Genomic DNA, 25,936 nt, shown 5'->3' with positions numbered 1-25,936 from the left:
CATGGCACCACACCCCGAACCCGTGATCTGGTTCCTCACCGGCAGCCAAGGCATGTACGGCGAGGAAACGCTCCGGCAGGTCGCCGAGCAGTCCCGCCAGATCGCGGCCGCGCTCGACGACTCGCCGCAGATCCCTGCCCGGGTGGTCTGGAAGCCGGTCCTGACCAACAGCGGCGAGATCCTCCAGGTCTGCCGCGACGCCGCCGCTCAGGGCGCGATCGGGGTCATCGCGTGGATGCACACCTTCTCCCCGGCGAAGATGTGGATCGCCGGCCTGGACGCGTTGCAGACGCCGTTGCTGCACCTGCACACCCAGGCCAATGTCCTGCTGCCGTGGGACGACATCGACATGGACTTCATGAACCTGAACCAGGCCGCCCACGGCGACCGCGAGTTCGGGTACATCCAGACGCGTCTCGGTGTGGCCCGTAAGACCGTCGCGGGGCATGTCAGCGACCCGAGGGTGACCAGCCGGGTCGGCGCGTGGGCGCGGGCGGCCCTGGGGTGGTCGGCGATGCGGTCGCTGCGTCTGGCCCGCTTCGGTGACAACATGCGCGACGTCGCGGTGACCGAGGGCGACAAGGTCGAGGCGGAGCTGCGCTTCGGGGTGTCGGTGAACACCTACGGCGTCAACGACCTGGTCGAGGTGGTCGGCGAGGTCACCGACGCGCAGGTCGACGACCTCGTGAAGGAGTACGAGGACACGTACCGCGTCGTCGCGGCGCTGGGCTCCGGGGGCGAGCAGCACGACTCCCTGCGGTACGCGGCCCGCCTGGAGCTGGGCATGCGGGCCTTCCTGGACGCCGGCGGGTTCCGGGCGTTCACCACCAACTTCGAGGATCTCGGCGGGCTGCGTCAGCTGCCGGGCATCGCTGTGCAACGGTTGATGGCCGACGGCTACGGCTTCGGCGGCGAGGGCGACTGGAAGACCTCGGTCCTCGTGCACACCCTCAAGGCGATGTCGGTGGGCGTGGAGGGCGGCACGTCCTTCATGGAGGACTACACCTACGACCTCACCCCCGGCTCGGAGCTGGTGCTCGGCGCCCACATGCTGGAGGTCTGCCCGACCATCGCGTCCGGCGTACCCAACGTGGAGATCCACCCGCTGAGCATCGGCGGGCGGGAGGACCCGGTCCGCCTCGTCTTCGACGCCGAGCCCGGCCCGGCGGTGGTGCTGGGGCTCGCCGACATGGGGGAGCGCTTCCGGCTGGTGGCCAACGAGATCGACGTGGTGACGCCGCCGCAGCCGCTGCGCCGGCTGCCGGTGGCACGGGCCGTCTGGCGTCCACGACCCGACCTGCCCGTCTCGGCCGAGGCGTGGATCACCGCTGGCGCTCCCCACCACACGGTGCTGTCCCAGGCCGTCGGCGTGGAGGAGTTGCACGACCTGGCCGAGATGAGCCGTACCGAACTCGTCGTCATCGACGCCGACACCGAGCCGCGCCGCTTCGCCGACGAGATCCGGTGGAACCAGGCCTACTACCGGTTGGCGCGCGGCTTCTGACCCCACTCACCAGCGCTTCCCAGACGGGTGGCGCGTCCCCGGCGGCAGTCGTCGGCCGGGACGCGCCACCCGTCTGCGTGTGCGCCTAGCACGATCGCGAGCCGGCTGTGTTACGTCTTGACTAAGGACGTGTTATCGCTCACAGTCTATAACCAAGACAATCAATGTCTGCGGCTGGCCCGCCCGCGAATTGTGTCCGCCCCCCGATTTTCACAGATTGCTGCCCTCGTGGCACGGGGAGCGATGTTAGCGATCACATCGGTCGGGCCCGTGGCCAGGCACGGCACCCCGCCCGGTGCCGGGGATGCCGGCCCAGACCGCTCGGTTCGCGTTCTCGAAGGAGGATCATGGTTGCCATCGGTCGGGTTCCCTGGGCCACACCATCCGCGCGTCGGCGCGGCTGGTTGCGGCGGCTCACCGCCGCCGCGGCGGCGGTGCTGGTGGGCGGCACGCTCACCGCGGTGGCCGCGTCACCCGCATCGGCAGCGACGGTGGACACCAACGCCTGGTACGTGTTGGTGAACCGCAACAGTGGCAAGGCGCTGGACGTGTACAACCAGGCCACGAACGACGGCGCGCGCATCACCCAGTGGGCGCGCAACGACGGCGCGTGGCAGCAGTGGCAGTTCGTCGACTCCGGCGGCGGCTACTACCGGCTGAAGTCCCGGCACTCCGGCAAGGTGCTCGACGTCTACAACTTCTCCACCGCCAACGGCGCGTCGATCGTGCAGTGGGCCGACGGCAACGGGGTGAACCAGCAGTTCCGCCTGGCGGACTCCGCCGGTGGCTACGTTCGACTGATCAACCGCAACAGCAACAAAGCAGTCGAGGTGCAGAACGCCTCCACCGCCGACGGCGGCAACATCGTGCAGTACGACGACTGGGGCGGCAACAACCAGCAGTGGCAGCTCGTGCAGGTGGGCAGCGGAGGCAACCCCACCACGCCGCCGCCGACGACTCCGCCCCCGCCGAGCGGCACGTACACCAACCCGGTCGTCTGGCAGGACTTCGCCGACGTCGACATCATCCGGGTGGGCGACGCCTACTACATGTCGGCGTCCACGATGCACTACTCGCCGGGCGCTCCCGTCCTGCGCTCGTACGACCTTGTCAACTGGGAGTTCGCCGGGCACTCGGTACCCCGCTTGGAGTTCGGGTCGAAGTACGACATGAGCGGCGGTAACGCGTACGTCGACGGGATCTGGGCCTCGACGTTGAACTACCGTCCGAGCAACCGGACGTTCTACTGGGCCGGGTGCATCGACTTCGCGCAGACCCACATCTACACGGCGAGCGCCGTGGACGGCACCTGGAGCAAGCACACCACCATCCCCAACTGCTACTACGACGCCGGGATGCTGATCGACGACAACGACACCATGTACGTGGCGTACGGCAACGGCACCATCAGCGTCGCCCAGCTGTCCGCCGACGGGAAGTCGCAGGTCCGCGCCCAGCAGGTCTACCAGACGCCGTCGAGCATCGGAACGCTTGAGGGCGCACGGTTCTACAAGCGCAACGGTGCCTACTACATCTGGCTCACCCGACCGGCCAACGGCCAGTACGTGCTGAAGTCGACAAACGGCCCGTTCGGCCCGTACGAGCAGCGCCAGGTGCTGCTCAACCTGCCCGGCCCGATCTCCGGCGGCGGGGTTCCGCACCAGGGTGGACTGGTGCAGACCCAGAACGGCGACTGGTACTACATGGCGTTCGTCGACGCGTACCCCGGTGGTCGGATGCCCGCCATGGCGCCGATCACCTGGACCGGCGACGGGTGGCCCGTCCTGCAGACGGTAAACGGCGCCTGGGGCAGCTCGTACCCGAAGCCGAACCTGCCCGCCGCGCCCCGGGCGGTGAAGCCACTCACCGGCACCGACACGTTCTCCGGCACGACCCTCGGCCCGCAGTGGGAGTGGAACCACAATCCGGACACCAGCAGGTATTCGGTGAACAACGGACTTCGCCTGCAGACCGCCACCGTCACCGGCGACCTGTACGCCGCCCGGAACACGTTGACGCACCGCATTCAGGGCCCCACCTCCACCGCCACCATCGAGCTGGACTACTCGACGATGCGCGACGGTGACCGCACGGGCCTGGCGGTGCTGCGCAACTCGTCGGCCTGGATCGGCATTCGGCGGGACAACGGTTCCACTCGTCTGGTGATGCAGAACGGCTTGACGATGGACGGCAACTGGAACACCACGAGCACCGGCAGTGAGGTGGCGAGCACCGCCGTCTCCGGTGGCCGGATCTGGTTGCGTGCCAACGCCGACATCAGACCCGGCTCCGGACGGCAGGCCCGCTTCTCGTACAGCACCGACGGGGTCAACTTCACGTCGTTCGGCAACGCCCTGACGCTCGCCAACAACTGGCAGTTCTTCATGGGCTACCGGTTCGCCATCTTCAACCACGCCACCCAGGCGCTCGGGGGAGCGGTCACCGTGAGCCGGTTCGACCTGACGACACCGTGACGCCTGTCACACACCTGTCGATCTGACCGGTGGCGCGGACTTCCCGTCCGGATCTCGGACGGGCAGTCCGCGCCACTGTTTGTGCCCGTCGCCGCCCTGCTCCGCGCCCCTTCCGGGAACGGGGAACCGGCCGGCGGCAGGGGCGCCGCCAGGGCCGTCCGCCGCCCTCGGTGTGGGTGACGGGTGGGCCGGTCCGCCGACCTGCGGCCCGTCGCGCCGTTCCCCCGCAGCCAGGCCCTGTCCAGGCCGATGCCTGGCGTAGACTGTCGGCGATCCAGCGCTGGTCACCTGGGATTCAGCACCGGCGTGGTGACTGAGCGAGGGGGATCAGGCCGGGCCGCTCCAGTCGACGTCGACGGGCTGCGGTCCGGATTTGGCGGGGGGAGTGAAATGGCCGTCCATGGTCCCGCGATGACTGATGTCGCTCGTCTCGCCGGTGTCTCCCACCAGACCGTGTCACGTGTGCTCAACGGGCACCCCAACGTGCGTGAGCAGACCCGTTTGCGGGTGCGGGCGGCGATCGCCGAACTCGGCTACCGCCCGAACGGCGCGGCGCGAGCCCTGGTGACCGGCCGGTCGCAGGTGATCGGCGTGGTGGCACAGAACACCACCCTCTACGGCCCGGCGTCGCTCCTGGCAGCCCTTGAGCAGACCGCCGCGGAGGAGGGCTTCGCGGTCAGCGTGGGCAGTGTCCGGGACCTCGACCACCGGTCGATCTCGGCAGCGGTCGAGCGGCACCTGGCGCACCGGGTCGCCGGCATCGTCGTCATCGCGCCGGTCGAGTCGGCCGGCGAGGCGCTGGAGCGGCTGCCCCAGGACGTCCCGTTGGTCACCGTCGACGGCGACCCGCATCGGCCCATGCCGCTGGTGACTGTCGACCAGGTGGCGGGCGCTCGGGCGGCGACCCAGCATCTCCTCGACGCCGGGCACCGCACCGTGTGGCACGTGTCGGGGCCGTCCGACTGGTTCGACGGCGCCGGTCGCATCGAGGGCTGGCGCGAGACCCTGCTGGCCGCCGGGATCAGCCCACCGCCGCTGATGCCGGGCGACTGGTCGGCGGCATCGGGCTACCGGTGCGGGCAGATGCTGGCGCGGATGCCCGAGGTCACCGCCATCTTCACGGCCAACGACCACCTCGCCCTGGGCGTGCTGCGGGCGCTGCACGAGTTCGGCAGGCGGGTGCCTGCCGAGATCAGTGTGGTGGGTTTCGACGACGTGCCGGAGGCCGCGTACTTCATCCCGCCGCTGACCACCGTCCGGCCCGACTTCGACGCGGTGGCGCGGGCGAGCCTGCAGATGCTGTTGACGCAGATCGAGTCGGGCAGCGGTGGGGCTCTGCGGCAGACCATCGCACCGACACTCGTCGCCCGCGACAGCGTCGCCCCGCCCCCTTCGCGCTGAGGCGCCACACGTCCCCTCGGCGGACGTGCCGGTCTGTCGCGTCCCGTCGCCTTGCCCTGACGGCCCGCCGCGCTTCGGTCGGCGGAGTCCTGCTGGCCCGTCGCGTCCCGTCGGCGGTGCCCGTCCGCGCGTTGCACTGACGGTGGTGGGCGGTCACCCTGAGGCAGCCGCTACCCAGCGTGCGATCGGGTGGCGGCATCCACTGTGGACGGCGGAATCCCAGGCCGCGCCGCCGGGAAGCCTCTCGTTACGAGACCGTGACACCGGTATTTCAGATCTACTGTTGACGTGCCTTATGTGAGCGCTAACACTACCCCAAAGGTGACACGTGGGCCCCGGCGGTCGGCGGGGGAATCCGGAGGAGGAGAGGCCCGTGAGCAGGAAATTCCTGGTTGCTCTGGGTAGCGCGATGCTGGCGCTGAGCCTGGCGGCATGCAGTGGCGAAGGCGCCGGTAGCGGCGGTAACACGAGTGAGAAGAAGCCCGGCGACCTGACCATCGGCGTCTCGATGCCGACCCAGACCTCCGAGCGGTGGATCGCCGACGGCAACGCCGTGAAGCAGAAGCTGGAGGCCAAGGGCTACAAGGTCGACCTCCAGTACGCCGGCGACGACATCCCCACCCAGTCGCAGCAGGTCGACCAGATGATCACCCAGGGCGCGGATGTCCTGGTCATCGCGGCGATCGACGGAACGGCGCTCAGCGGCCAGCTGCAGGCCGCCGCCGACGCGAAGATCCCGGTCATCTCGTACGACCGCCTGATCCGTGGCAGCAAGAACGTCGACTTCTACGTGAGCTTCGACAACTACAAGGTCGGCGTCGCCCAGGCCACCGGGCTGCTCGTCGGCCTCGGCCTGCAGAACCAGGACGGCTCGAAGGGTACGGCCACCGGCCCGTTCAACATCGAGCTGTTCGCGGGGTCGCTCGACGACAACAACACCCAGTACTTCTTCGGCGGCGCCATGGACACGCTGAAGCCGTTCATCGAGGCCGGCACGCTGAAGGTGAAGTCGCGCCAGACCACGATCGAGCAGGTGGCGATCCTGCGGTGGCAGCAGGAGACCGCGCAGAAGCGCATGGAGGACCTGCTCACCTCCAGCTACAACGACGGCTCGCAGGTCGACGGCGTGCTGTCGCCGTACGACGGCATCTCCCGGGGCATCATCACCGCCCTGCAGAACGCCGGCTACGGCGGTAGCGGCAAGAAGAAGCTGCCCGCGGTGACCGGCCAGGACGCCGAGATCGCCTCGATCAAGCTGATCAACGACGGCGTGCAGACCTGCACCGTCTTCAAGGACACCCGTCTGCTGGCCGACCAGGCCGTCAACGCCGCCGAGGCGTTCCTCCAGGACAAGCAGCCGCAGGCCAACGACACGCAGACGTACAACAACGGCGTCAAGGTCGTTCCGTCGTACCTGCTGCCGTTCGTGACGGTCTACAAGGACAACATCAAGACCGCGCTGATCGACTCCGGGTACTGGACGGCGGAAGAGGTCGCCGCCGGTCAGGCCAAGAAGTAAGCCATCCGTCGGGCTCGGCGGTCACCCCGCCGGGCCCGACGTTCGTGGCGGACCACGTCGGGACCTGACAGAGGACAGCGACCATGGACGACACCATCCTCGAGATGCGTCGCATCACGAAGACCTTTCCCGGGGTGACCGCCCTTGAGGACGTCACCCTCGCGGTACGCCGGGGAGAGATCCACGCCATCTGTGGCGAGAACGGCGCCGGCAAATCCACACTCATGAAGGTGCTGTCCGGCGTACACCCATCGGGCTCGTACGACGGAGAGATCCTCTTCGACGGCAAGCCGATGCACTTCCGGGGAATCCGGGACAGCGAGGCGAACGGCATCGTCATCATCCACCAGGAACTCGCCCTGGTGCCGCACCTGTCGATCGCCGAAAACCTCTTCCTCGGCAACGAGCGCCGGGGCCGCAGCGGCCTCATCGACTGGAACCGGGCCAACGCCGAGGCGGCGGAACTGCTGGCGTCCGTGGGGCTGCACGAGAACCCCGTCACCCCGGTCATCCAGCTGGGCGTGGGCAAGCAGCAGCTTGTGGAGATCGCCAAGGCGCTGTCGAAGAAGGTGCGCCTGCTCATCCTTGACGAGCCGACCGCCGCCCTCAACGACGTCGACTCGGCGCACCTGCTCGGGCTGCTCCGGCAGCTCAGGGACCGGGGGATCACCTGCATCATGATCTCCCACAAGCTCAACGAGATCACCGCGATCGCCGACTCGACGACAGTGATCCGCGACGGGCGCGCGGTGGAGACCCTGGACATGCGCGCCGACGACGTGACCCAGCAACGCATCATCCGGGGCATGGTCGGGCGCGACCTGGACAGCTTCTACCCCGACCGCGAGTCGTCGCCGGGCGAGGAGGTGCTGCGGATCGAGGACTGGTCGGTGCGCCACCCCACCCATGAGCGGATGGTCGTCGAGGGCGTCGGCCTGTCCGTGCGCGCCGGTGAGGTCGTCGGCATCGCCGGGCTGATGGGCGCCGGCCGGACCGAGTTGGCGATGAGCGTGTTCGGCAGGTCGTACGGCAGGGACATCAACGGCCGGTTGTTCATGCACGGCCGGCAGGTCAACGCCCGTACCGTCGCGGAGGCCATCGACAACGGCATCGCGTACGTCACCGAGGACCGCAAGCGGTACGGCCTCAACCTCATCGACGACGTCCGGCGCAACGTGTCGGCCGCCGCCCTGGACCGGCTGTCCCGAATGGGCTGGGTCAACGGCAACGAGGAGATCAAGGTCGCCGAGTCGAGCCGCCGGGACATGAGCATCAAGGCGCCAAGTGTCATGGCGGTGGTCGGCAAGCTCTCCGGCGGCAACCAGCAGAAGGTCGTGCTGTCGAAGTGGCTCTTCACCGACCCGGACGTGCTGATCCTCGACGAGCCGACGCGCGGGATCGACGTCGGGGCCAAGTTCGAGATCTACACGATCATCAACCGGCTGGTGGCCGACGGCAAAGCGGTGATCATCATTTCCTCCGAGCTGCCGGAGCTGCTCGGGATGTGCGACCGCATCTACACCCTCGCCGCGGGCCGGATCACCGGCGAGATGCCGGTGGGTGAGGCGACCCAGGAGAGCCTCATGGAGCTGATGACAAAGGACAAGGAGCTCGTCGGATGACAAGCATCAAGACCCCTTCGACGGAGCGCCCGACGTCACCGGACGCCACGCCGGCCGCCGCCCTGCACACCGGGACGAGCGACCTGCGGGCGCTCGTGTTGAACAACCTGCGGCAGAGCGGGATCTACGTCGCCCTGGTCGTCATCGTCGCGCTGTTCGCGATCCTGACCGACGGGGTGTCGCTCAGTCCCGGCAACATCACGAACATCGTCCTCCAGTACTCGTACATCCTGGTTCTGGCGATCGGGATGGTCATCCTGATCATCGGTGGGCACATCGACCTGTCGGTGGGGTCGGTGGTCGCGCTGACAGGTGCGGTCTCCGCCGTCCTGGTCATCCAGCAGGGATACCCGTGGTGGGTGGGTGTCCTTGCCGCGATCGCCGTGGGCATCGCGGTCGGCGCGTGGCACGGCTTCTGGGTCGCGTACGCCGGGATTCCCGCGTTCATCGTGACCCTGGCGGGGATGCTGCTGTTCCGTGGTCTGACCCTGCGGGTGCTCGACAACATCTCGCTGTCGCCGTTCCCTGCCGAGTACCAGCGCGTCGCCGCGGGCTTCCTCAACGGGCTGCTCGGCGGTCAGGGCTTCGACGCCTTCACGCTGCTCATCGGCGCCGTCGCCGTCGCCGGGTACGCGGTCAGCGGTTTCCGTACCCGCGTGGCGCGGATCCGCTACCAGCAGCCCGTCGAGTCGTTCCCGCTGTTCGTCGCCCGGGTCGTCGCGGTGGGTGCCGTCATCATGTACTTCGCCTGGCAGTTGGCGCACGCCCGTGGCCTGCCGATCGTGCTGATCATCCTGGCGGTCCTCGTGCTGGTCTACGGCCTGCTCACCCGGCGTACCGTCTTCGGTCGGCAGGTCTACGCGATCGGCGGCAACCTGTCGGCGGCGGCGCTGTCCGGGGTGAAGGTCCGTACCGTCAACTTCTGGATGTTCGTCAACATGGGCTTCCTGGCGGCGGTGGCGGGGGTCATCTACTCCTCCCGGTCCAACGGGGCGCAGCCCGCCGCGGGCAACATGTTCGAGCTGGACGCCATCGCCGCAGCGTTCATCGGGGGTGCGGCGGTCACCGGCGGGGTCGGTACGGTCGTGGGCGCGATGGTCGGCGGTCTGATCATGGCCGTGATGAGCAACGGCATGCAGCTGATGGGTATCGACCAGTCGACACAGTCGGTGGTGAAGGGGCTCGTCCTGCTCGTCGCCGTCGCGTTCGACGTCTACAACAAGCGCCGCGCCGGAACGGCCCGCTGACGTCGCAACAGCACGATCGTGGCCCCTGCCCGCCTCTGCGGGCAGGGGCCACGCGTCAACAGGTGGTGGTCGGTAGGCACAGCGTGCCCGCCTCGGCCCCGCGCCGGTGCCCGGCACGCTGGTTGAGGGCTTCCCGCGGCGATGCCTGAGCCGCCCTGCAGGGTCGACCCACCTGTCGGTGGTCCTGTAGAGCTGCCCCACATATGGACCGTGCCCTGCGGAGACGGTTGTGGTGCTCCGGCCGCTCGTGGTGCTCCCGCTGCTCGTGGTGGCTCCGACTGCTCGTGGTGCTCCGGCTGCTCGTGGCGGCTCCGGCTGCTCGTGGTGCTCCCGCTGCTCGGTCCTCGTGGTGCTCGTGGTCCTCGTGGTGCTGGTGGTGTTCGTGGTGCTCGCGGTGATCCGGCCGGCGCCGCCCCATTTCTGGGGCAGCTCTACAGGGAGCCGGACACACCCCAGGGCCGGCCAGGGAGGCGACACCGCAGCGCCGCAGGGTCGAGCGCGAGACGATCCCGCTGCGCCGCGGACGACGCAGCGGGATCACGCGGTCAGTGGCAGTTGCCGGTGCCGCTGTCGTTGTCGCTGCCCGGCGCGGAGTCTCCGTCACCGCTGATCTGACGGAGTGGGATGTAGGAAACCTTCGATGAGTACGTTGACTTCGACGGTTTACTACACAACAATCATCGTCAATATTCATATCCCTCTCTATCTATGCGGCACTCCACTCAGCCTCGCCGGTACCCCCACCCGCCAGCGGCCGCAGGCTCTCCATCGCCCCGGCCTCGATCCCCGTATCGAAAGTGAGGTCACGATGAGACTCGATCGACGATGGGCAGGCGGCGCAGCCGCAGCCCTGCTGACGGTCACCAGCCTGTTCTGGGCGACCCCCAGCGTCGCCGCGCCGACCGCCGACGCCTCCGCACTCACCGAGGCGGTGACCGCCAAACTCCTCGGCACCGCCCGGATGTCGAGCGCTGGCGCGCAACAGGACACCAGGATCACCGTGAGCCGCAGCAGCGGCCGGTGGGCGTTCGGCACCGCCGTCGCGGTCGCACCCCGACAGGAGGACGCTCACCCGACCGGGTCGGTCTTCATCGCGCGGGCCGACCGCGCCGGATGGCGGATCGCCTTCGACGGTGAGGCCGCCTTCGGTGAACTGGCCGCCGAGTCGCCCCTGGTGGGCGCCCAGGAGCGAAGCGTGCTCACCACGACGCCGAGCCCTCTGTACGCGGGCGGGGACTACCGGACCGGGATGGCCCTGCCGTTCGGTGTCGGACAGACGTGGACGCTCACCAGCGGCCCGCACGGCTGGGGCGGGACCGATTCGCCGTACAGCTCGATCGACCTGGCCGGCGGCGACCAGGTGGTTCGCGCGACGCGGGCCGGTGCGGCGTACACCATGTGTCGCGGGTGGATCCGGGTCATCCACGACCGGGGCTACTCGACCGACTACTACCACCTGTGGAACAGCATCTCCGTCAACGGCGCCAGCGTCGGCCAGGGCGCCGTCCTGGGCAACACCGGCACCGACGTCACCTGCGGTGGGGCTGCCTACGGCCGGCACGTCCACTTCGGACTGCGGCAGAACAGCGCGTACGTGCCGATCGCCGGGCATGACATCGGCAAGTGGGTGCTGGCCAACGGCGGCGCCGCCTACCAGGGCGGGGCGCGGCACGGATCGGCCTTCGCCGGTGTCGGCGGTGGCCTCTACAACTACGGCGCGCTCGGCTTCAACCAGGGCGTTGTCGACGCGAACGGCGGTGGCGCGCTCACTCGCCGGGCCGGTCCGGGAACGGGCTACGGCTCGCTCGGCTCGGTGGGCGACGGCGCGACAGTCACCATCTCCTGCTCCGCGAACGGCACCTCCCACACCGGCCGGTACGGCACCACGGCGCTCTGGAACCGGTTGAGCGACGGCAGTTGGGTGTCCGACGCGTACCTGTCGACAGGTGTGAACGGTCCGGTAAACGGCTGGTGCTGACGAGTACGACCGCCGAGGTTGGCGGCCCCACAGGCCGCCAACCTCCGTTCCCGCGAGGAGTGCAGATGTCCGTTCGACCCATCCTCCGAGGCCGCCTCCTACTCGCCCTGACCACCGCCCTCACCACGGCGCTCACCACTGCGCTCACCGTCGCGGTCGTCGCACCGGCCGCCGCCGACCCCAGCGGGATCGGCACCCTCAGCACCGACTACGGGCCGGCCGCGTGGGCGCCGGCCAGCACGAGCAACTACACGGTGGCCAGCCGGCCGGGCAGCCACCAGGTCACCCGCGTCGTCATCCACACCGCGCAGGGCTCGTACTCCGGCACCGTCAACTGGTTCCAGAACCCGGCGGCGCAGGCCAGCGCGCACTACACCTTCCGGTCCTCCGACGGGGCCGTCACCCAGTCGGTGCGGGAGAAGGACATCGCCTGGCATGCCGGCAACTGGACCTACAACACCCAGTCGATAGGCATCGAACACGAGGGGTACGTCGACAACGCCGCCTGGCTCACCGACGCGATGTACCGGGCATCCGCCGCACTCACCCGCAACCTCGCCAACAGGTACGGCATCCCGAAGACTCGGGCGCACATCATCGGGCACAACGAGGTGCCCGGCGCCACCCACACCGACCCGGGCCCGAACTGGAACTGGACCTACTACATGCAACTGGTGAACGGGATCACCGGCGTCGGCTCCGGAACGGTGAGCACCAGCGCGAGCACCCTCAACGTGCGCTCCGGCCCCGGCGCCAGCTATCCGGTCGTCGGGTCGGTCCCCGACGGCGCGACAGTGGCCGTCTACTGCCAGGCCGTGGGAAGCACTGTCACCGGCCCGTACGGCACGACCTCCGTGTGGAACCGGATCGGCACCAACAGGTACGTCTCCGACGCGTACCTGTTGACCGGCCACGACGGGTACATCCCGAACGTGCCGCGCTGCTGACGGCACGGCCCGGCACGGCCCGGCGCCAGCTCACCGCCGCCGGGGAGCGGTGAGCTGGCGCCGGCAACCGCCCGGATCCCACGCGTTGCCGGCGTCTGTCATGCTCGGGCCGGTGACGACCGGCCGCCCCCGCAGAGCCCGCACCCACCGCCGCCCCCGGAGCCGGCTGATCGGTGTCCTCGTCGGGCTCGTCGCGCTGGCGGTCGTCGTCGGGGTGGCAGTGGTCGTCGTGCCGCTGCTGCGCCCGCCGGGTCCGCGCCCGCTCTTCCAGATGCCCGTGGCCTGCGGCGAGACCTGGCAGTTGAGCACCTATCCCGGGCACGACGACTTCGACGTCGACCTGTTCCCGATCGAGGGCGAGGCGTGGGGGCGGCCAGTCCTCGCGTCCTACGGCGGCACTGTCACAGTGGCGGGCATCAACGGAACCCTGGGCGGACGTACCCCGGAGAACCCGGAAGGTCCACGCGGCCGTGGTGGCGGCTACTGGGTGAAGATCGACCACGGCGGCAAGTGGGAGACGCAGTACCTGCACCTGCTCGAACCGCCGCTGGTGAAGGAGGGCCAGGAGGTCACGCAGGGCCAGCAGATCGGGCGGCTCGGCAGCACCGGCAACTCCGGCGCACCGCACCTGCACTACGAGCAGCGCCGGGGGTGGGAGAAGGTGGAAACCCACTTCGACGGTACGCCGTCGGGTATCACCACCGACGAGCGCGAACAGACGCTGCGGCGCACGAGCAACAACTGCGTCTCCTGAGGACGGCGTTTTGCCCGACCCGGCTCGGGGCACTGATCGAAGGACAGTGCAGAGGCGCACGGAGGGAGCAGGCCATGGCCAAGGGTGACGTCGACACGTACCAAGAGGACGGGCAGTGGAAGAACAAGGCGGAGGGCAACGAGCGGGCCAGCAGCACGCATGAGGGCAAGGCCGACGCGCAGGCCCAGGGTCGGGAGATGGCTGCCGACCGTGGGGTCGAGCACGTGATCAAGAAGCAGGACGGCACGATCGGGGAGAAGAACACGTACCCGCGCAGCCGGGACCCGCGCGACATCGCGGGCTGACAGCTTCCCACCTTTTTCCGCGGACTGACCCCGTCGGCGTGGCCGGCGGGGTCCGCTCTGTGTCCGGCCGGGCGGGCAGGTCCAAACGCGCGTGGCGCCCGGCGGAGGGCCGTCGCGGTCAGGATGTCCGGCGGGCGATGATTGCCGAGCGTAGACGGTCGAGGGCTTCCGCGCGGGCGCCGGTGAGCGCCGGTTCGTCGGTGAGTCGTGCCGGACGCACCTCGACGTGCCGGGGCATTCCGCTGAAGACGTTGGTGACGGCGTCGAGGATCGGCGGATGGGTGCCCCATGCGCCGCCGATCAGCACGAGCCGGGGGTCGGCGAGCGCCACGACGGCGGCGAGCACGCCGCTGACGGCCTGCCCCAACGCCGCCCTGCCGGCTGCCGGAAGGCGGCGGACCCGCTCGACGTCGATGGCGGTCGTGCCGGCATGGCGGAGGCCCAGATCGGCGAACACGTCGATGAACCGGGTTGCCCTGCCGTCCGGGCCGGTGGTCAGCAGGTGGGCGATCTCCCCGGCGACACCGCTGTGGCCCCGGCGTACCGCGCCGTCGCTGACGACCGCGCACCCCAGCCCTTCGCCGAGGAAGACGTAGGCGAAGTCGCTCAGGCCGGCCGGGTCGAGGTCGCGCTCGGCCTGCGCCGCCCAGTTGACGTCGTTGTCGACGACGACCGGCCCGGCGACGTGTGGCGTCAGCACGGCGACCGGGTCGAGGTCGCCGAGCAGGAACGGCGCGTCCGGTAGCCGGATCAGCCGGCCGGTGACCCGGTGCACCGGGTCGGCGGCGCTGACGACCGCCAGCCGGATGGCTCCTCCGCCGCCCTGCCCCGCCTGCGTCGCTGCGGTGCCCACTGCGGCGGCCACCCGCTCGGCGTGTGCGGGCCGACTGATGTCGTGCCGGGTCCGTCCGACGATGTCGCCGTGGGCGTCGACCCGCTCGACCACCACCCCGTCCGGGGCGATGCTGACGGCCAGGGCGGTGCCCGCTGAGCCGGCGAGCGCGTAGTACGAGCCGACGCGGCCCATGCCCCGACCGCCAGGGGTGCGCTCCCCGGTGTCGACGACAAGCCCGGCCTCGGTCAACCGGCGCACGCTCTCCCCGACGGTGGGCTTGGACAGGCCGCTGCGGGTTGCCAGGTCGGCCCGGGTCAGCCGTCGTTGCCGCATCAGCTCCCGGAGCACGTGCTCGTCGGTAAGCGAGCGGAGCAGCTCCAGGGAGGGCTTGGCGGTGGTCACGCCAGGATTCTAGGCAGGAGCCTTGCCTGGAACGGTGAACGCACCTAGAGTCTTTTCCAAGAAGGAGCCCTTACTAGAAGGAGTCGCGCCATGAACGCCCAGCCCGACCTGGCCGTCGCCCCGCTCCCGTCAGTACCGCACTGGGAGTCGACCCCGGCCGACCTTCCGTCCGCCATCCGCGAGGTCAAGGCGGCGCTGCGGGCCCGGATCGAGGCGTCCGGCCGGACTGTCGAGGAGGTGTTCGCGGTCGTCGAGCAGCGTGTCCGGGCGCGGGTCGAGGAGATCGCCGCCGCCAGGGGCCGCGGCGAGACGATCTGGCCCGTCATCGAGTACGCGGACATCGCCGCCGGCACCGTCTCGGCGGAGGCGCTGGCGAAGCTCCGCCAGCGGGGTTGCCTGGTCGTACGCGGGCACTTCGACCGCCAGCAGGCGCTGGACTGGGACCGCGACATCGTCGACTACGTGGAGTCCAACAGGTTCTTCGAGACCTACCGGGGCCCCGGCGACGACTTCTTCGGCAGTGTGGGGTCGAAGCCCGAGATCTACCCGATCTACTGGTCGGCAGCTCAGATGCAGGCCCGCCAGAGCGACCGGATGGCCCGGGTCCAGGCGTTTCTCAACAGCCAGTGGAAGCACGAGTCCGACGGCGTGCGCTGGTTCGACCCCGACCGCGACTCGCTCTACCCGGACCGCATCCGCCGCCGGCCACCGGGCGCCGACTCCAACGGCCTGGGCACCCACCTCGACCCCGGCACGCTCGACCTGTGGATGACCGAGGCGTACCAGCGGGCGTTCCGGCACCTCTTCGACGGGACGGTCGAGGAGTACGACCCCTGGGACGCCGCCCACCGCACCGCCGGCCCGCAGTACCCCGGCAGCACCATGTGCTCGGCCTTCCGCACCTTCCAGGGCTGGACGGCGCTGTCCGACATGGACAACGACCAGGGCGTGCTGCACACCGTCCCGATCCCCGAGGCGATGGCCTACCTGATGCTCCGGCCGCTGCTGCCCGACGTACCGGAGGACGACATGTGCGGCGTCACCGTCAACCAGGTCTTCCCGGTGAGCGAGCGGTGGCATCCGCTGCTGCTGGAGGCCCTCTCCGGCATCCCCGACGTCCGGGCGGGCGACTCCGTGTGGTGGCACTGCGACATGATCCACAGCGTCGCGCCGGTACGCGACCAGCAGGGCTGGGGCAACGTCATGTACATCCCCGCGGCGCCGTGGTGCCCGCGCAACGAGCGGTACTCGGCAGCCGTCCGCGACGCCTTCCGGACTGGGTCCAGCCCGACCGACTTTCCGGCCGAGCACTACGAGCGCAGTTGGTCCAACCGATTCCAGGCCGACGACCTCAACTCCACCGGTCGGCGCGGCCTGGGTCTGGACTGACTGTCGGCAGCGGGCCGCCCGACAACGGTGTCGGGCGGCCCGCAGGCCGTCGGTGCCGTACTCAGATGCGGGACCACTTCTGGTTCGACGCACCGTTGCAGTCCCACAGGTGCAGCTTGCCACCGTTGTTGGGGTTGGCGTCCCGGACGTCCACACAGCGGTTGGCGCTGATGTTGACGAGGTCGCCGGCGCCGTTGAGCGTGAAGCGCTGCGCGGGATTGCCGTTGCAGGTGACCAGGTTGACCTCGGTGCCGTTCGCGGTGCCGGCCCAGGCGGGGTCCATGCACTTGCCCATGGCGCGGACGGTCCCGTCCGAGGCGAAGGTCCACGCCTGCGCGGCGGTGGTGTTGCAGTCCCAGATCTGGAGCTTCGCGCCCTCGACCGGGTTGGCGCTGGGGATGTCGATGCACCGGCCGCTCTGCGCGCCGCGGATCCGGCTGGTGCCGGGCGCCGGGTCGCCGCCACCGCCGGAGGTGTAGCCGGACACCCGGACGTAGTCGACGAGCATCTGCTGCGGGAACTGGGTGGAGCCGTCCGGGTAGCCGGGCCAGTTGCCGCCGACAGCCACGTTGAGAATCATGAAGAACGGGTGGTCGAACACCCAACGGTTGCCGCCCAGCCGGGCCGGGTTGACCTGGTGGTACTGCACACCGTCCAGGTACCAGGTGATGAGGTTCGGCTCCCAGTCCACTCGGTAGGTGTGGAAGCCGTCGGCGAGCGGGCTGCCGACGGTGCGGCTGCCGGTGATGCCGCCGCCGCCGGAGTAGCCGGGGCCGTGCACGGTGCCGTAGACGGTGTTGGGCTCCCGGCCGATGTTCTCCATGATGTCGATCTCGCCGGCGTCGGGCCACCCGCCGCCGGTGCCGAGCATCCAGAACGCCGGCCAGATGCCCTGGCCGCGCGGGATCTTGATGCGGGCCTCGAACCGGCCGTACGTCTGGGTGAATGTGGACGCGCTCAGCAGTCGCGCCGACGTGTACTCGCAGCGCCCGTAGTGGCACTGGTAGTTGGCCGGGTTGTCCCGGCGGGCGGTGATGACGAGGTTGCCCTGGCCGTCGTGCACCGCGTTGCTGGTGCTGTTGGTGTAGTACTGCCGCTCGTTGTTGCCCCAGCCGCCGCCTCCGATGTCGAAGCGCCACTTGTTCTGGTCGACGGGCGTGCCGGCCGAGGCGTTGAACTCGTCCTGCCAGGTGATCGGGCCGATGGCGGCCTCGGCTTGGTCGTTGTGTCCGGGTACGACGAGGGCGGCGGCGGTGGCGATGAGCGCGACCGCCGCGAGGACGAAGGGTCGCAGGCGGGGGGCGGGACGGGCTGTGAACACGGGAGGCTCCTCAGCGGGAGAGGTGGCGGAGGCTTCGCGCCGGAAAATCCGGAGAGCGCTCTTTCGACGAAGGATGTCGATATGGCGCCTTTCTGTCAAGAGTCCTTCCAATTAAAGGAGTGGCCGAGTCGCCCTGCCAGAAGGGCGAAGCGCGCCTTCCTCCGATAGGGGATGAATCGACTCCTGCTATTGCCGTCGGCGTCCACGCGGGACAGGATGACGAAAGCTCGCTCGAAACCTCGCCGTAACGTGCGAGCTGCTGGTCTCTGTCACAAGGAAGTGGGAGTCAGTCATGAGCGACGCGTCGACGGCGCTGGGTGTGCGCCTCTACCCGGACCTGGTCGAGCGGGATGGCCTGGCCCCCGCGCTCATCGAAACCGCCACCGCGCACCAGCTCGACATCGGCCGGGTGACAGCCCCCGACCAGGGACGGGCCCGGTTCACCTGCGCCGAACTGCACTCCGACCAGGGAGTCGTCTGCGTCGGGCTCGGCTCACAGGCCCGGTACTTCATGGTCGATCTCCGGGTCGACGGTGAGGTGCAGGCCCGGGGCGACGCCATGGACCTGCTCCAGGTCGCCCAGATGGCTGCGGCCTGGCACGCCGGGGCGACGCTCGCCGAGCTCACCGCCCGGTTCCCGTTCATGGAGGAGACGAAGCGGCACACCGCCGCGCCGGTCGCCCAGGTCAGCTAGCGACACCCCGCCACCGGGCCGCGCAGCCGGTCAACAGCGCAGCCGGGGCGGCAGGGGCGGCCCGCTCGTGGCGTCGCGGTCCAGATAGGTCGACTCGACGAACGCGAGAAACCGTTGCGCGTCGTCCGCCGTGGACACCAGCCCGAACGAGACGCGAACCGCGCCGCCGATCGGCAACCGCAGCGCGTGGAGGTACTGGTCGATCGAGTCGAGCCGGGCGGGCACCCGTCGCCGCAGCAGGCCCCGGCTGATCCCGAACGCCTCCTCGCCCGCGCCCGGATTGCAGAAACAGCCGGTCCGCAGCAGGAATCCGGCCGATGCGGCCTCCCGCGCGACCAGCCGCTCGTCGACAAGCGTGCCGTCCGGGCGACGGAGGTTGAACGTCACAGTGGCACCCCGACCCTCGCCCGTCACCGGCCCGTACACCTGAGCCAGCGGCTGGCCGGTGCCGTGCCGCAACGCGGTCAACCGGGCCAGCAACCACTCGGTGAGCAGCCCGACCCGGGTGTGCACGAGATCCACGCCTATCGAGTCGAGCCAGCGCAACCCGAACTCCACGTCCGGGATGCTCAGGAAGTTGAGAGTGCCGTCCTCGAACGCCGACTCGTCGTCCATCGTGCGGTGCCAGTCGCCCTGCACGCTCACCGCGCGGATCGTGCCGCCGGAGAACCACGGCCGGCGCAGCCGGGCCAGCGCGTCCCGACGGGCCAGCAGCGCGCCCACGCCGGTCGGATACCCGAACAGCTTGTACCAGCTCAGGCAGACGAACTCCGGTCGTACGACGCTCAGATCCAGCCGGTTCGTCGGCGCGAACGCGGCGGCGTCGAGCAGCACGTCGTAGCCGTGCTGGTGGGCCAGCTCCACCCAGCTCAGCGGATGCTGCACCCCGGAGAAGTTGCTCTGCGCCGGGTACGCGAACAGTCCACGCCGGGATGGGCGACCCGACAACCCGGGAAGCCGACGATGGCCGGCGTCCAGCACCCGCACCAGATCCGACTCGGCGACCCGCAGCTCCGGGCCGGCCAACGGCACGTACCGCACCGGCGCTCCGGCTGATCGGGCGTACTCGCGGATGCCGTTGACCGAGTTGTGGTTGTCCCAGGTCAGCGCCAACGGCGACGACCGGCCGAAGTCGTACGCCTCGCCGACCAGCCGGCACGCTCCGCTGGCGTTCGGAGTGAAGACGACCGCGTACTCGGAGGGGTCGGCACGGAAGAAGTCGAGCACCGCGCGGCGGGCCGATCCCACTGTCGCGCCGGAGGCCACCGAGGTGGGGTTCTCCGAGTGCGGGTTGCTGTACAGGCCGGCGAGCAACCTGTCGTGGTGGGCGCGTACCTGCGCCTGCGCGGCGACCCCCGCCCCGGTGTAGTCGAGATAGACCCGGCCGCCCTGGTCGAGGTGCCGGTATTCGGTGGCGCGCAGCTCGTCGAGCCGGGCGGTGTCGGCGTACCCCCGCATGGCCGTCGGTGTGCTCTGCTCGGTCGTCATGGCGAAGGCCCCGATCCGGTCGGTGACGTGTCCGCCTGAATATCGTGCCTCGCCGATGCGATGTCTGTCGCGACGCCGACCTGCGCGCACCCCGGCTACAGGTTGCATGATCGCGCGGGCGGCGGGAAGACCGGCGTTTCTACGGTTACCGCGCGAGGGGGTCGGGATGAGAGCCGTCGTGTACGCCGACGTGCGGTCCGTCGCCGTGCGGGAGGTGCCCGACGCGACGCTGGAGGCGGACACGGACGCGCTCGTGCGGATCACCTCCACCGCCATGTGCGGCACCGACCTGCACATGTACGACGGGCGCACCGGCGCGGACCCCGGGCTGGTGCTCGGTCACGAGCCGCTGGGCGTGGTGGAGCAGGTGGGCAGCGGGGTGCATACCGTCCGGCCGGGCAGCCGCGTGGTCATGCCGACGCACCTGTTCTGCGGTACGTGCGTCATGTGCGCCCGAGGGCTCTCGGCGGCCTGCCTGCGGGCGCGCGCCGAGGGGCCGGGTGCCGCGTACGGCTACGCCGGGATGGGCCCCTACCGGGGTGCCCAGGCCGACCTGCTGCGTGTGCCGTGGGCCGACGCGAACTGCGTGCCGTTGCCGGGGGAGCCGGGTGACGCGTACGAGGACGACTTCGTCCTGCTGGCGGACGCGTTCGTCACCGGCTGGCACGCCGCCTCCGCGCTCGCCGACGTACAGCCCGGCGACACTGTGGCAGTGTTCGGCGCCGGAACGATCGGCCTGCTCAGCGCCTACTCGGCGCTGATCCGGGGCGCACGGGTGGTGTACTGCGTGGACGGCGTCGACGCCCGGCTCGACAAGGCCGGTGAGATCGGCGCGGTGCCTGTCGACTTCCGACACGGTGACCCGGTCGAGCAGATCCGCGCCGACCGCGCCCGTGCCGGGCTGCCGCTGGGCGAGGAGAAGCTGGGCGGGATCGACAAGGTCATCGACGCGGTCGGGTTCCAGGCCCGTAACCGGGAACGCCCCGACCAGGAGCGCCCCGACCAGGTGATCGCCGACGCGGCCCGGTTGGTGAATCCCGCCGGGGCGATCGCTGTCGCCGGTGTGTACCCGGAGAGGGACCTGCATCCCCGCCCCGGGGCGAGCAGCCACGAGGACCTGCGCGCCCCCTGGGGAACGCTGTTCGGCAAGGGTGTCGCGGTGCGGTTCGGGCGTACGCACGACCGCCGCTACACGGTGCTGCTGCGCGACATGGTCGTCGCCGGCCGTGCCCGACCCAGCGTGATCGTCACGCACCACGGCAGCCTCGCCGACGCTCCGGAGCTGTACCGCAGCTTCGACCGGCGGGAGCACGGAGTGATCAAGGCGGTGCTGCACCCGAGCTGACAGGTCGCGGCGTCACCGGGGCCCGGTTCGTTGCGGAGAGGTCGCTCCCGCGCCGACGGCGACCGGGCTCGGGCGTGGTCGTCCGATGCGTGGGCCGGGCAGACGGGCACGATCGGCGCAGCGGGGGACAGCGTGTCACGACGGGGCTTCGGAGCGCCGTGAGATGACGACTGCGGGGCACCGATCCTTTTCGATTGGCCGGGCCAACGGAGTTATCGATAACATCGAAATATTCTGATGTAGCGCCGGTGGCGCATACCGCCGCTGGGTGGGCTGGCGCGCCTTGGTGGCCGCCGGCCTCCGGCTGCCTCGCGCCCGGCGGCCATGGGTCCTGCCTGGTGGGAGCCCGGTGGTCGAAGATCGGTTTCGATCAAGGCGCGAGCGTGGGTTCCGCGGGGCGCACGGCTGCTGTTAGCGGGCGGCGAGGGGCTCCTGGGACTGCTGGTGCACGTGAACAATGGATCACGTCAATATTGCCGGATTGTTACCTTTTCAACAGTCCCTCGCCTTGCAGATCGGCCGTCCGCCGCAATACGTTGCCGACAACAACAAAACCAAGTGAAGGTCCAACCTTCCGGAGGCAACGATGACGTTGGCGAGGTGGTACGAGCGATGAGCGACGTGCCGATCCTCCTTGAGATGCGTTCCATCACCAAGGAGTTCCCCGGAGTCAAGGCCCTCTCCGACGTCAACCTGGTGGTTCGCGCCGGCGAGATCCATGCCATCTGCGGCGAGAACGGCGCAGGCAAGTCCACGCTGATGAAGGTCCTCAGCGGGGTCTACCCGCATGGCACGTATGACGGCCAGATCATCTACCAGGGGTCGGAGAGCAGGTTCTCCGACATCCGGGCCAGCGAGAACGCCGGCATCGTGATCATCCACCAGGAGCTCGCGCTCATTCCGGACATGTCGATCGCCGAGAACATCTTCCTCGGCAACGAGCCACGCAAGTGGGGCGCGATCGACTGGAAGGCCGCGAACCGGATGGCGTTGGACCTGATGGCCCGGGTCGGCCTCCAAGAGGACCCGGACACCCTGATCAAGGACATCGGGGTCGGCAAGCAGCAGTTGGTGGAGATCGCCAAGGCGTTCGCCAAGGACGTCAAGCTGCTCATCCTGGACGAGCCGACGGCCGCGCTGAACGAGGCGGACTCGCGGCACCTGCTCGACCTGCTGCGCGGCTTCCGCTCGCGTGGCATCACCTCGATCATGATCTCGCACAAGCTGAACGAGATCGAGGCGATCGCCGACCAGATCACCATCCTGCGCGACGGCCGGACGGTGGAGACGCTCGACGTCAAGGCCGACGGTGTCGACGAGGACCGCATCGTGCGGGGCATGGTCGGCCGCGAGCTGGGCAGCCGGTTCCCGGACCACACCCCGAAGATCGGCGAGGTCTTCTTCGAGGTCCGCGACTGGAACGTGCGGCACCCGATCTCCGCCGAGCGGCAGGTCTGCAAGAACGAGAGTTTCGTGGTGCGCCGCGGCGAGATCGTCGGCTTCGCCGGCCTCATGGGCGCCGGCCGCACCGAGCTGGCCATGAGCGTGTTCGGCCGCTCGTACGGGGTGTACGAGTCGGGCACGATCATCAAGGACGGCAAGGAGATCGTCCTGAAGTCGGTGGCCGACGCCATCGACCACGGGCTCGCGTACGTCAGCGAGGACCGCAAGGCGATCGGCCTCAACCTGCTCGACGACATCAAGGCGTCCACGGTGGCCGCCAAGCTGTCCAAGATCTCCCACCGGGGCGTGCTGGACCAGGTGGAGGAATACAAGGCGGCCGAGGCGTACCGCAAGGAGTTGCGGACGAAGGCGCCGACGGTCGACGAGGGCGTCTCCAAGCTCTCCGGCGGCAACCAGCAGAAGGTGGTGCTGGCGAAGTGGATGTTCACGGACCCGGACCTGCTGATCCTCGACGAGCCGACGCGCGGTATCGACGTGGGTGCCAAGTACGAGATCTACGGCATCATCCAGCGGCTCGCCGACCAGGGGAAGGGCGTCGTCGTCATCTCCTCGGAGCTGCCTGAGCTGATCGGGCTCTGCGACCGCATCTACACCGTGTTCGAAGGCGCCATCACGGGCGAGATCGCCCGGGCCGATGCCACACCGGAAAACCTCATGAAGCAGATGACCTCTACGAAGAAGATGCTGACACGATGAGCCGATTGAAGGACCTTCAGAAGAACCTGTTCGGAGGGACCACCTCCAACGCTCGCCAGTTCGGGATGATCTTCACCCTGGTGGCGATCGTCGTCCTGTTCCAGATCCTCACCGACGGCCTGACGCTGCGGTCGGACAACCTGATCGCGCTGTTCCAGCAGAACTCGTACATTCTGATTCTGGCCATCGGCATGCTCATGGTGATCGTCGCCGGGCACATCGACCTCTCGGTCGGGTCCGTCGCCGCCTTCTCGGGCATCCTCGTGGCGAAGGCGATGGCCGACTGGTCACTGCCCTGGCCCCTCGCCATCCTCTTCGGCCTCGGAGTCGGTGCCCTCATCGGTGCCTGGCAGGGCTTCTGGGTGGCCTACATCGGGGTACCGGCGTTCATCGTGACCCTGGCCGGCATGCTGCTCTTCCGCGGCGGCAACCAGTTCATCGGTAACGCCAACACCATCCCGGTGCCCGAGGGCTTCCGGCAGATCGGCTCCGGCTTCCTGCCCGAGTTCGGGCCGGACACCGGCTACAACAACGCCACACTGCTGCTCGGCCTCGCCGCGGCGGTGGCCGTGGTGTGGCGCGAACTCCAGGCGCGCAAGACCCGCCGCGAGATGGACGCCGACCCGGCGCCCATGTGGATCTCCATCCTGCGGATGGGTGTCATGGTCGGGGTCATCGCCTTCGCCGCGCTGCGCTTCGCCAGCGGTCGTGTCGGCACCAGCTTCCCGATCTCCGGCATCATCCTTGTCGCGCTCGTCATCGCGTACTCCTTCTACACCCGCAACACGGCAGGTGGCCGGCACATCTACGCGGTGGGCGGCAACTCCCGGGCGGCCGAGCTGTCCGGCGTGAAGCTCAAGCGGGTCAACTTCTTCGTCATGATGAACATGTCCGTGCTGGCAGCGCTGGCCGGCATGATCTTCGTGGCCCGTTCGGCGGCCTCCGGTCCGCAGGACGGCAACGGCTGGGAACTGGACGCGATCGCCGCGGTCTTCATCGGCGGCGCGGCCGTCTCCGGAGGTATCGGCACCATCAGCGGGTCGATCGTTGGTGGTCTCGTGATGGCCGTGCTCAACAACGGCCTGCAACTGATGGGCGTCGGCACCGACCGCGTCCAGATCATCAAGGGGCTGGTCCTGCTGCTGGCCGTCGCGATCGACGTCTACAACAAGAGCCAGGGTCGTTTCTCGATCATCGGAAGCCTGATGCGGCCATTCCGTCGCGAGGAATCCGGACCGCCCGCCTCACCGCCGGACGCGGAGCGCGAGCCCGCCAAGGCAGCGGTGTCCGGCTGAACGGCCACCGACCCTCACCACCCGTCTCCACCCTTTCCAGAAAGGCAAGTCCTCACCATGCGTAAATCCTTCGGCACGTCGGTGGTGGCCATCAGCGCCGCCGCCATGCTGGCCCTCGCCGGCTGCGGCTCCGGCCGCAGCGAGGAGTCCGGTGGCTCCAACGGAGACGCCAAGGGCTTCGCGGCGAACTCGCTGATCGGCGTCGCCCTGCCGGCCAAGACCTCGGAGAACTGGGTCCTCGCCGGTGACCTCTTCAGCAACGGTCTCAAGGAGGCCGGTTTCCAGGCTGACGTGCAGTACGCCGGCGCGTCGACCACTGTCGCCGACCAGCAGGCTCAGATCACCGCCATGGTGACCAAGGGCGCCAAGGTCATCGTCATCGGCGCGACCGACGCCGCTCAGCTGTCGACCCAGGTCGCGGCGGCCCACCAGGCCGGCGTCAAGGTCATCGCCTACGACCGGCTCATCACCAACACGCCGGACCTCGACTACTACGTCGCGTTCGACAACTTCAAGGTCGGCCAGCTCCAGGGCCAGGCCCTGCTGGAAGGCATGAAGGCCAAGAAGCCGAACGGCCCGTACAACATCGAGCTGTTCTCCGGCTCGCCGGACGACAACAACGCCGGTGTCTTCTTCAACGGCGCCATGGACGTGCTCAAGCCTGAGATCGACAAGGGCAACGTTGTCGTCGCCTCGAAGCAGACCGACGTCAAGCAGACCGCCATCCAGGGCTGGAAGGCCGAGGGTGCGCAGGCCCGCATGGACCAGCTGCTCACCTCGACCTACGGCAACAAGGAGCTGGACGGCGTCCTCTCCCCGAACGACACCCTGGCCCGCGCGATCCTGACCTCGGTCAAGGGCGCCGGCAAGCCGGTCCCGGTCGTCACCGGTCAGGACTCCGAGGTCGAGTCGGTCAAGTCGATCGTCGCTGGCGAGCAGTACATGACGATCAACAAGGACACGCGGAACCTGGTCAAGGAGACCATCAACATGGTCAAGGCTCTCCAGGCCGGTGACAAGCCGCAGGTGAACGACACCTCGTCCTACAACAACGGCAGCAAGGTCGTCGAGACGTACCTCCTCCCGCCGGTCGCCGTCACCAAGGCGAACGCGGCCGAGGCGTACGCCAACGACCCGAAGCTCGCGCCGCTCACCAAGTAATTCTGTACCGCAGGTAACGCGATGGGTCCCGGATCTCCTGTTCCGGGACCCATCGTCGTTTCAGCACCACAGGTAACGACCCGGAAGGAGGTCTG

19 protein-coding genes are annotated in these 25,936 nt (G+C 69.2%); 16 read left to right on the top strand and 3 right to left on the bottom strand.

The window, feature by feature from the left end:
• Window position 1: 1 nt before the first annotated feature.
• From araA to F4558_RS17415, 10 genes are all read left to right on the top strand, one after another.
• Window positions 2-1,504 carry an L-arabinose isomerase gene (araA, locus tag F4558_RS17460; RefSeq protein ID WP_053652788.1) on the top strand — a complete coding sequence of 501 codons (1,503 nt, stop codon included), beginning with the start codon at window positions 2-4 and terminating at the stop codon, window positions 1,502-1,504.
• A gap of 347 nt (window positions 1,505-1,851) precedes the next feature.
• Window positions 1,852-3,978: a family 43 glycosylhydrolase gene (locus F4558_RS17455; protein WP_167945180.1), complete on the top strand. Its 2,127-nt coding sequence runs from the start codon at window positions 1,852-1,854 to the stop codon at window positions 3,976-3,978.
• A 411-nt stretch (window positions 3,979-4,389) separates the two neighbouring features.
• Window positions 4,390-5,379 carry a LacI family DNA-binding transcriptional regulator gene (locus F4558_RS17450; protein WP_197281424.1) on the top strand — a complete coding sequence of 330 codons (990 nt, stop codon included), beginning with the start codon at window positions 4,390-4,392 and terminating at the stop codon, window positions 5,377-5,379.
• A gap of 373 nt (window positions 5,380-5,752) precedes the next feature.
• Window positions 5,753-6,898, top strand: a complete 1,146-nt coding sequence (gene chvE / locus F4558_RS17445; RefSeq protein WP_053652786.1) for a multiple monosaccharide ABC transporter substrate-binding protein — start codon at window positions 5,753-5,755, stop codon at window positions 6,896-6,898.
• Window positions 6,899-6,981: 83 nt separating this feature from the next.
• Complete coding sequence (gene mmsA, locus F4558_RS17440) at window positions 6,982-8,520, top strand: multiple monosaccharide ABC transporter ATP-binding protein (protein ID WP_167945178.1); 1,539 nt, start codon at window positions 6,982-6,984, stop codon at window positions 8,518-8,520.
• Window positions 8,517-9,767, top strand: a complete 1,251-nt coding sequence (gene mmsB, locus F4558_RS17435; RefSeq protein ID WP_167945167.1) for a multiple monosaccharide ABC transporter permease — start codon at window positions 8,517-8,519, stop codon at window positions 9,765-9,767. The genes mmsA (F4558_RS17440) and mmsB (F4558_RS17435) overlap by 4 nt, the downstream gene beginning before the upstream one ends.
• 808 nt (window positions 9,768-10,575) lie before the next feature.
• The gene (locus F4558_RS17430; RefSeq protein WP_245241341.1) at window positions 10,576-11,745 is read left to right on the top strand and encodes a peptidoglycan DD-metalloendopeptidase family protein; all 1,170 of its coding nucleotides are present in this window, start codon (window positions 10,576-10,578) and stop codon (window positions 11,743-11,745) included.
• 65 nt (window positions 11,746-11,810) lie between these two features.
• On the top strand, window positions 11,811-12,692 hold the full coding sequence (locus F4558_RS17425; protein ID WP_082377244.1) for a peptidoglycan recognition protein family protein: 882 nt from the start codon (window positions 11,811-11,813) through the stop codon (window positions 12,690-12,692).
• Between the two features lie 100 nt (window positions 12,693-12,792).
• Entirely contained in the window at window positions 12,793-13,446 is a 654-nt protein-coding gene (locus F4558_RS17420; protein ID WP_053652783.1) for a M23 family metallopeptidase, read from the top strand.
• A 74-nt stretch (window positions 13,447-13,520) separates the two neighbouring features.
• Window positions 13,521-13,751, top strand: a complete 231-nt coding sequence (locus tag F4558_RS17415) for a DUF2188 domain-containing protein (protein ID WP_053652782.1) — start codon at window positions 13,521-13,523, stop codon at window positions 13,749-13,751.
• 118 nt (window positions 13,752-13,869) lie between these two features.
• Here the strand turns inward: F4558_RS17415 and F4558_RS17410 are convergent, their stop codons facing one another.
• Window positions 13,870-14,988 carry an ROK family transcriptional regulator gene (locus F4558_RS17410; RefSeq protein ID WP_053652781.1) on the bottom strand — a complete coding sequence of 373 codons (1,119 nt, stop codon included), beginning with the start codon at window positions 14,986-14,988 and terminating at the stop codon, window positions 13,870-13,872.
• Window positions 14,989-15,078: 90 nt separating this feature from the next.
• On the opposite strand from F4558_RS17410, the gene F4558_RS17405 reads away from it, so the two are divergent.
• Window positions 15,079-16,377: a DUF1479 domain-containing protein gene (locus F4558_RS17405; RefSeq protein ID WP_053652780.1), complete on the top strand. Its 1,299-nt coding sequence runs from the start codon at window positions 15,079-15,081 to the stop codon at window positions 16,375-16,377.
• Window positions 16,378-16,438: 61 nt separating this feature from the next.
• On the opposite strand, the gene F4558_RS17400 is transcribed toward F4558_RS17405, so the two are convergent.
• Window positions 16,439-17,698: a glycoside hydrolase family 16 protein gene (locus F4558_RS17400; protein ID WP_053652779.1), complete on the bottom strand. Its 1,260-nt coding sequence runs from the start codon at window positions 17,696-17,698 to the stop codon at window positions 16,439-16,441.
• Between the two features lie 292 nt (window positions 17,699-17,990).
• Between F4558_RS17400 and F4558_RS17395 the strand changes: the two genes are divergently transcribed.
• Window positions 17,991-18,392 carry a hypothetical protein gene (locus tag F4558_RS17395; RefSeq protein WP_167945165.1) on the top strand — a complete coding sequence of 134 codons (402 nt, stop codon included), beginning with the start codon at window positions 17,991-17,993 and terminating at the stop codon, window positions 18,390-18,392.
• A 30-nt stretch (window positions 18,393-18,422) separates the two neighbouring features.
• Here F4558_RS17395 and F4558_RS17390 read toward each other — a convergent pair whose 3' ends face one another.
• Complete coding sequence (locus F4558_RS17390; RefSeq protein ID WP_157552255.1) at window positions 18,423-19,880, bottom strand: aminotransferase class V-fold PLP-dependent enzyme; 1,458 nt, start codon at window positions 19,878-19,880, stop codon at window positions 18,423-18,425.
• A gap of 166 nt (window positions 19,881-20,046) precedes the next feature.
• Here F4558_RS17390 and F4558_RS17385 point away from each other — a divergent pair, with 166 nt between their 5' ends.
• From F4558_RS17385 to F4558_RS17370, 4 genes are all read left to right on the top strand, one after another.
• Window positions 20,047-21,225, top strand: coding sequence for a glutathione-independent formaldehyde dehydrogenase (locus F4558_RS17385; protein ID WP_053652777.1), 1,179 nt, complete (start codon window positions 20,047-20,049; stop codon window positions 21,223-21,225).
• 612 nt (window positions 21,226-21,837) lie between these two features.
• On the top strand, window positions 21,838-23,385 hold the full coding sequence (gene mmsA / locus F4558_RS17380; RefSeq protein WP_053652776.1) for a multiple monosaccharide ABC transporter ATP-binding protein: 1,548 nt from the start codon (window positions 21,838-21,840) through the stop codon (window positions 23,383-23,385).
• A complete protein-coding gene (mmsB, locus tag F4558_RS17375) occupies window positions 23,382-24,680 on the top strand; it encodes a multiple monosaccharide ABC transporter permease (RefSeq protein WP_053652775.1) in 1,299 nt (432 codons plus the stop codon). Before mmsA (F4558_RS17380) ends, mmsB (F4558_RS17375) begins: the two co-directional genes overlap by 4 nt.
• Window positions 24,681-24,737: 57 nt before the next feature.
• Complete coding sequence (locus tag F4558_RS17370; protein WP_053652774.1) at window positions 24,738-25,841, top strand: substrate-binding domain-containing protein; 1,104 nt, start codon at window positions 24,738-24,740, stop codon at window positions 25,839-25,841.
• The last annotated feature ends 95 nt before the right edge of the window (window positions 25,842-25,936 follow it).

The organism is Micromonospora profundi, from assembly GCF_011927785.1.
Taxonomy (GTDB): Bacteria; Actinomycetota; Actinomycetes; order Mycobacteriales; family Micromonosporaceae; genus Micromonospora; species Micromonospora profundi.
This window is presented reverse-complemented; position numbering and strand designations above follow the sequence as displayed.

Bases quoted from the DNA above. Each gene is read 5' to 3' on its own strand.
- F4558_RS17370 (WP_053652774.1), top strand. From the start codon at position 24,738: ATGCGTAAATCCTTCGGCACGTCGGTGGTGGCCATCAGCGCCGCCGCC.
- F4558_RS17420 (WP_053652783.1), top strand. From the start codon at position 12,793: ATGCTCGGGCCGGTGACGACCGGCCGCCCCCGCAGAGCCCGCACCCAC.
- F4558_RS17415 (WP_053652782.1), top strand. From the start codon at position 13,521: ATGGCCAAGGGTGACGTCGACACGTACCAAGAGGACGGGCAGTGGAAG.
- F4558_RS17430 (WP_245241341.1), top strand. From the start codon at position 10,576: ATGAGACTCGATCGACGATGGGCAGGCGGCGCAGCCGCAGCCCTGCTG.
- mmsB (WP_053652775.1), top strand. From the start codon at position 23,382: ATGAGCCGATTGAAGGACCTTCAGAAGAACCTGTTCGGAGGGACCACC.
- F4558_RS17450 (WP_197281424.1), top strand. From the start codon at position 4,390: ATGACTGATGTCGCTCGTCTCGCCGGTGTCTCCCACCAGACCGTGTCA.
- mmsB (WP_167945167.1), top strand. From the start codon at position 8,517: ATGACAAGCATCAAGACCCCTTCGACGGAGCGCCCGACGTCACCGGAC.
- F4558_RS17425 (WP_082377244.1), top strand. From the start codon at position 11,811: ATGTCCGTTCGACCCATCCTCCGAGGCCGCCTCCTACTCGCCCTGACC.
- F4558_RS17405 (WP_053652780.1), top strand. From the start codon at position 15,079: ATGAACGCCCAGCCCGACCTGGCCGTCGCCCCGCTCCCGTCAGTACCG.
- araA (WP_053652788.1), top strand. From the start codon at position 2: ATGGCACCACACCCCGAACCCGTGATCTGGTTCCTCACCGGCAGCCAA.
- mmsA (WP_167945178.1), top strand. From the start codon at position 6,982: ATGGACGACACCATCCTCGAGATGCGTCGCATCACGAAGACCTTTCCC.
- F4558_RS17390 (WP_157552255.1), bottom strand. From the start codon at position 19,880: ATGACGACCGAGCAGAGCACACCGACGGCCATGCGGGGGTACGCCGAC.
- F4558_RS17395 (WP_167945165.1), top strand. From the start codon at position 17,991: ATGAGCGACGCGTCGACGGCGCTGGGTGTGCGCCTCTACCCGGACCTG.
- F4558_RS17385 (WP_053652777.1), top strand. From the start codon at position 20,047: ATGAGAGCCGTCGTGTACGCCGACGTGCGGTCCGTCGCCGTGCGGGAG.
- mmsA (WP_053652776.1), top strand. From the start codon at position 21,838: ATGAGCGACGTGCCGATCCTCCTTGAGATGCGTTCCATCACCAAGGAG.
- F4558_RS17455 (WP_167945180.1), top strand. From the start codon at position 1,852: ATGGTTGCCATCGGTCGGGTTCCCTGGGCCACACCATCCGCGCGTCGG.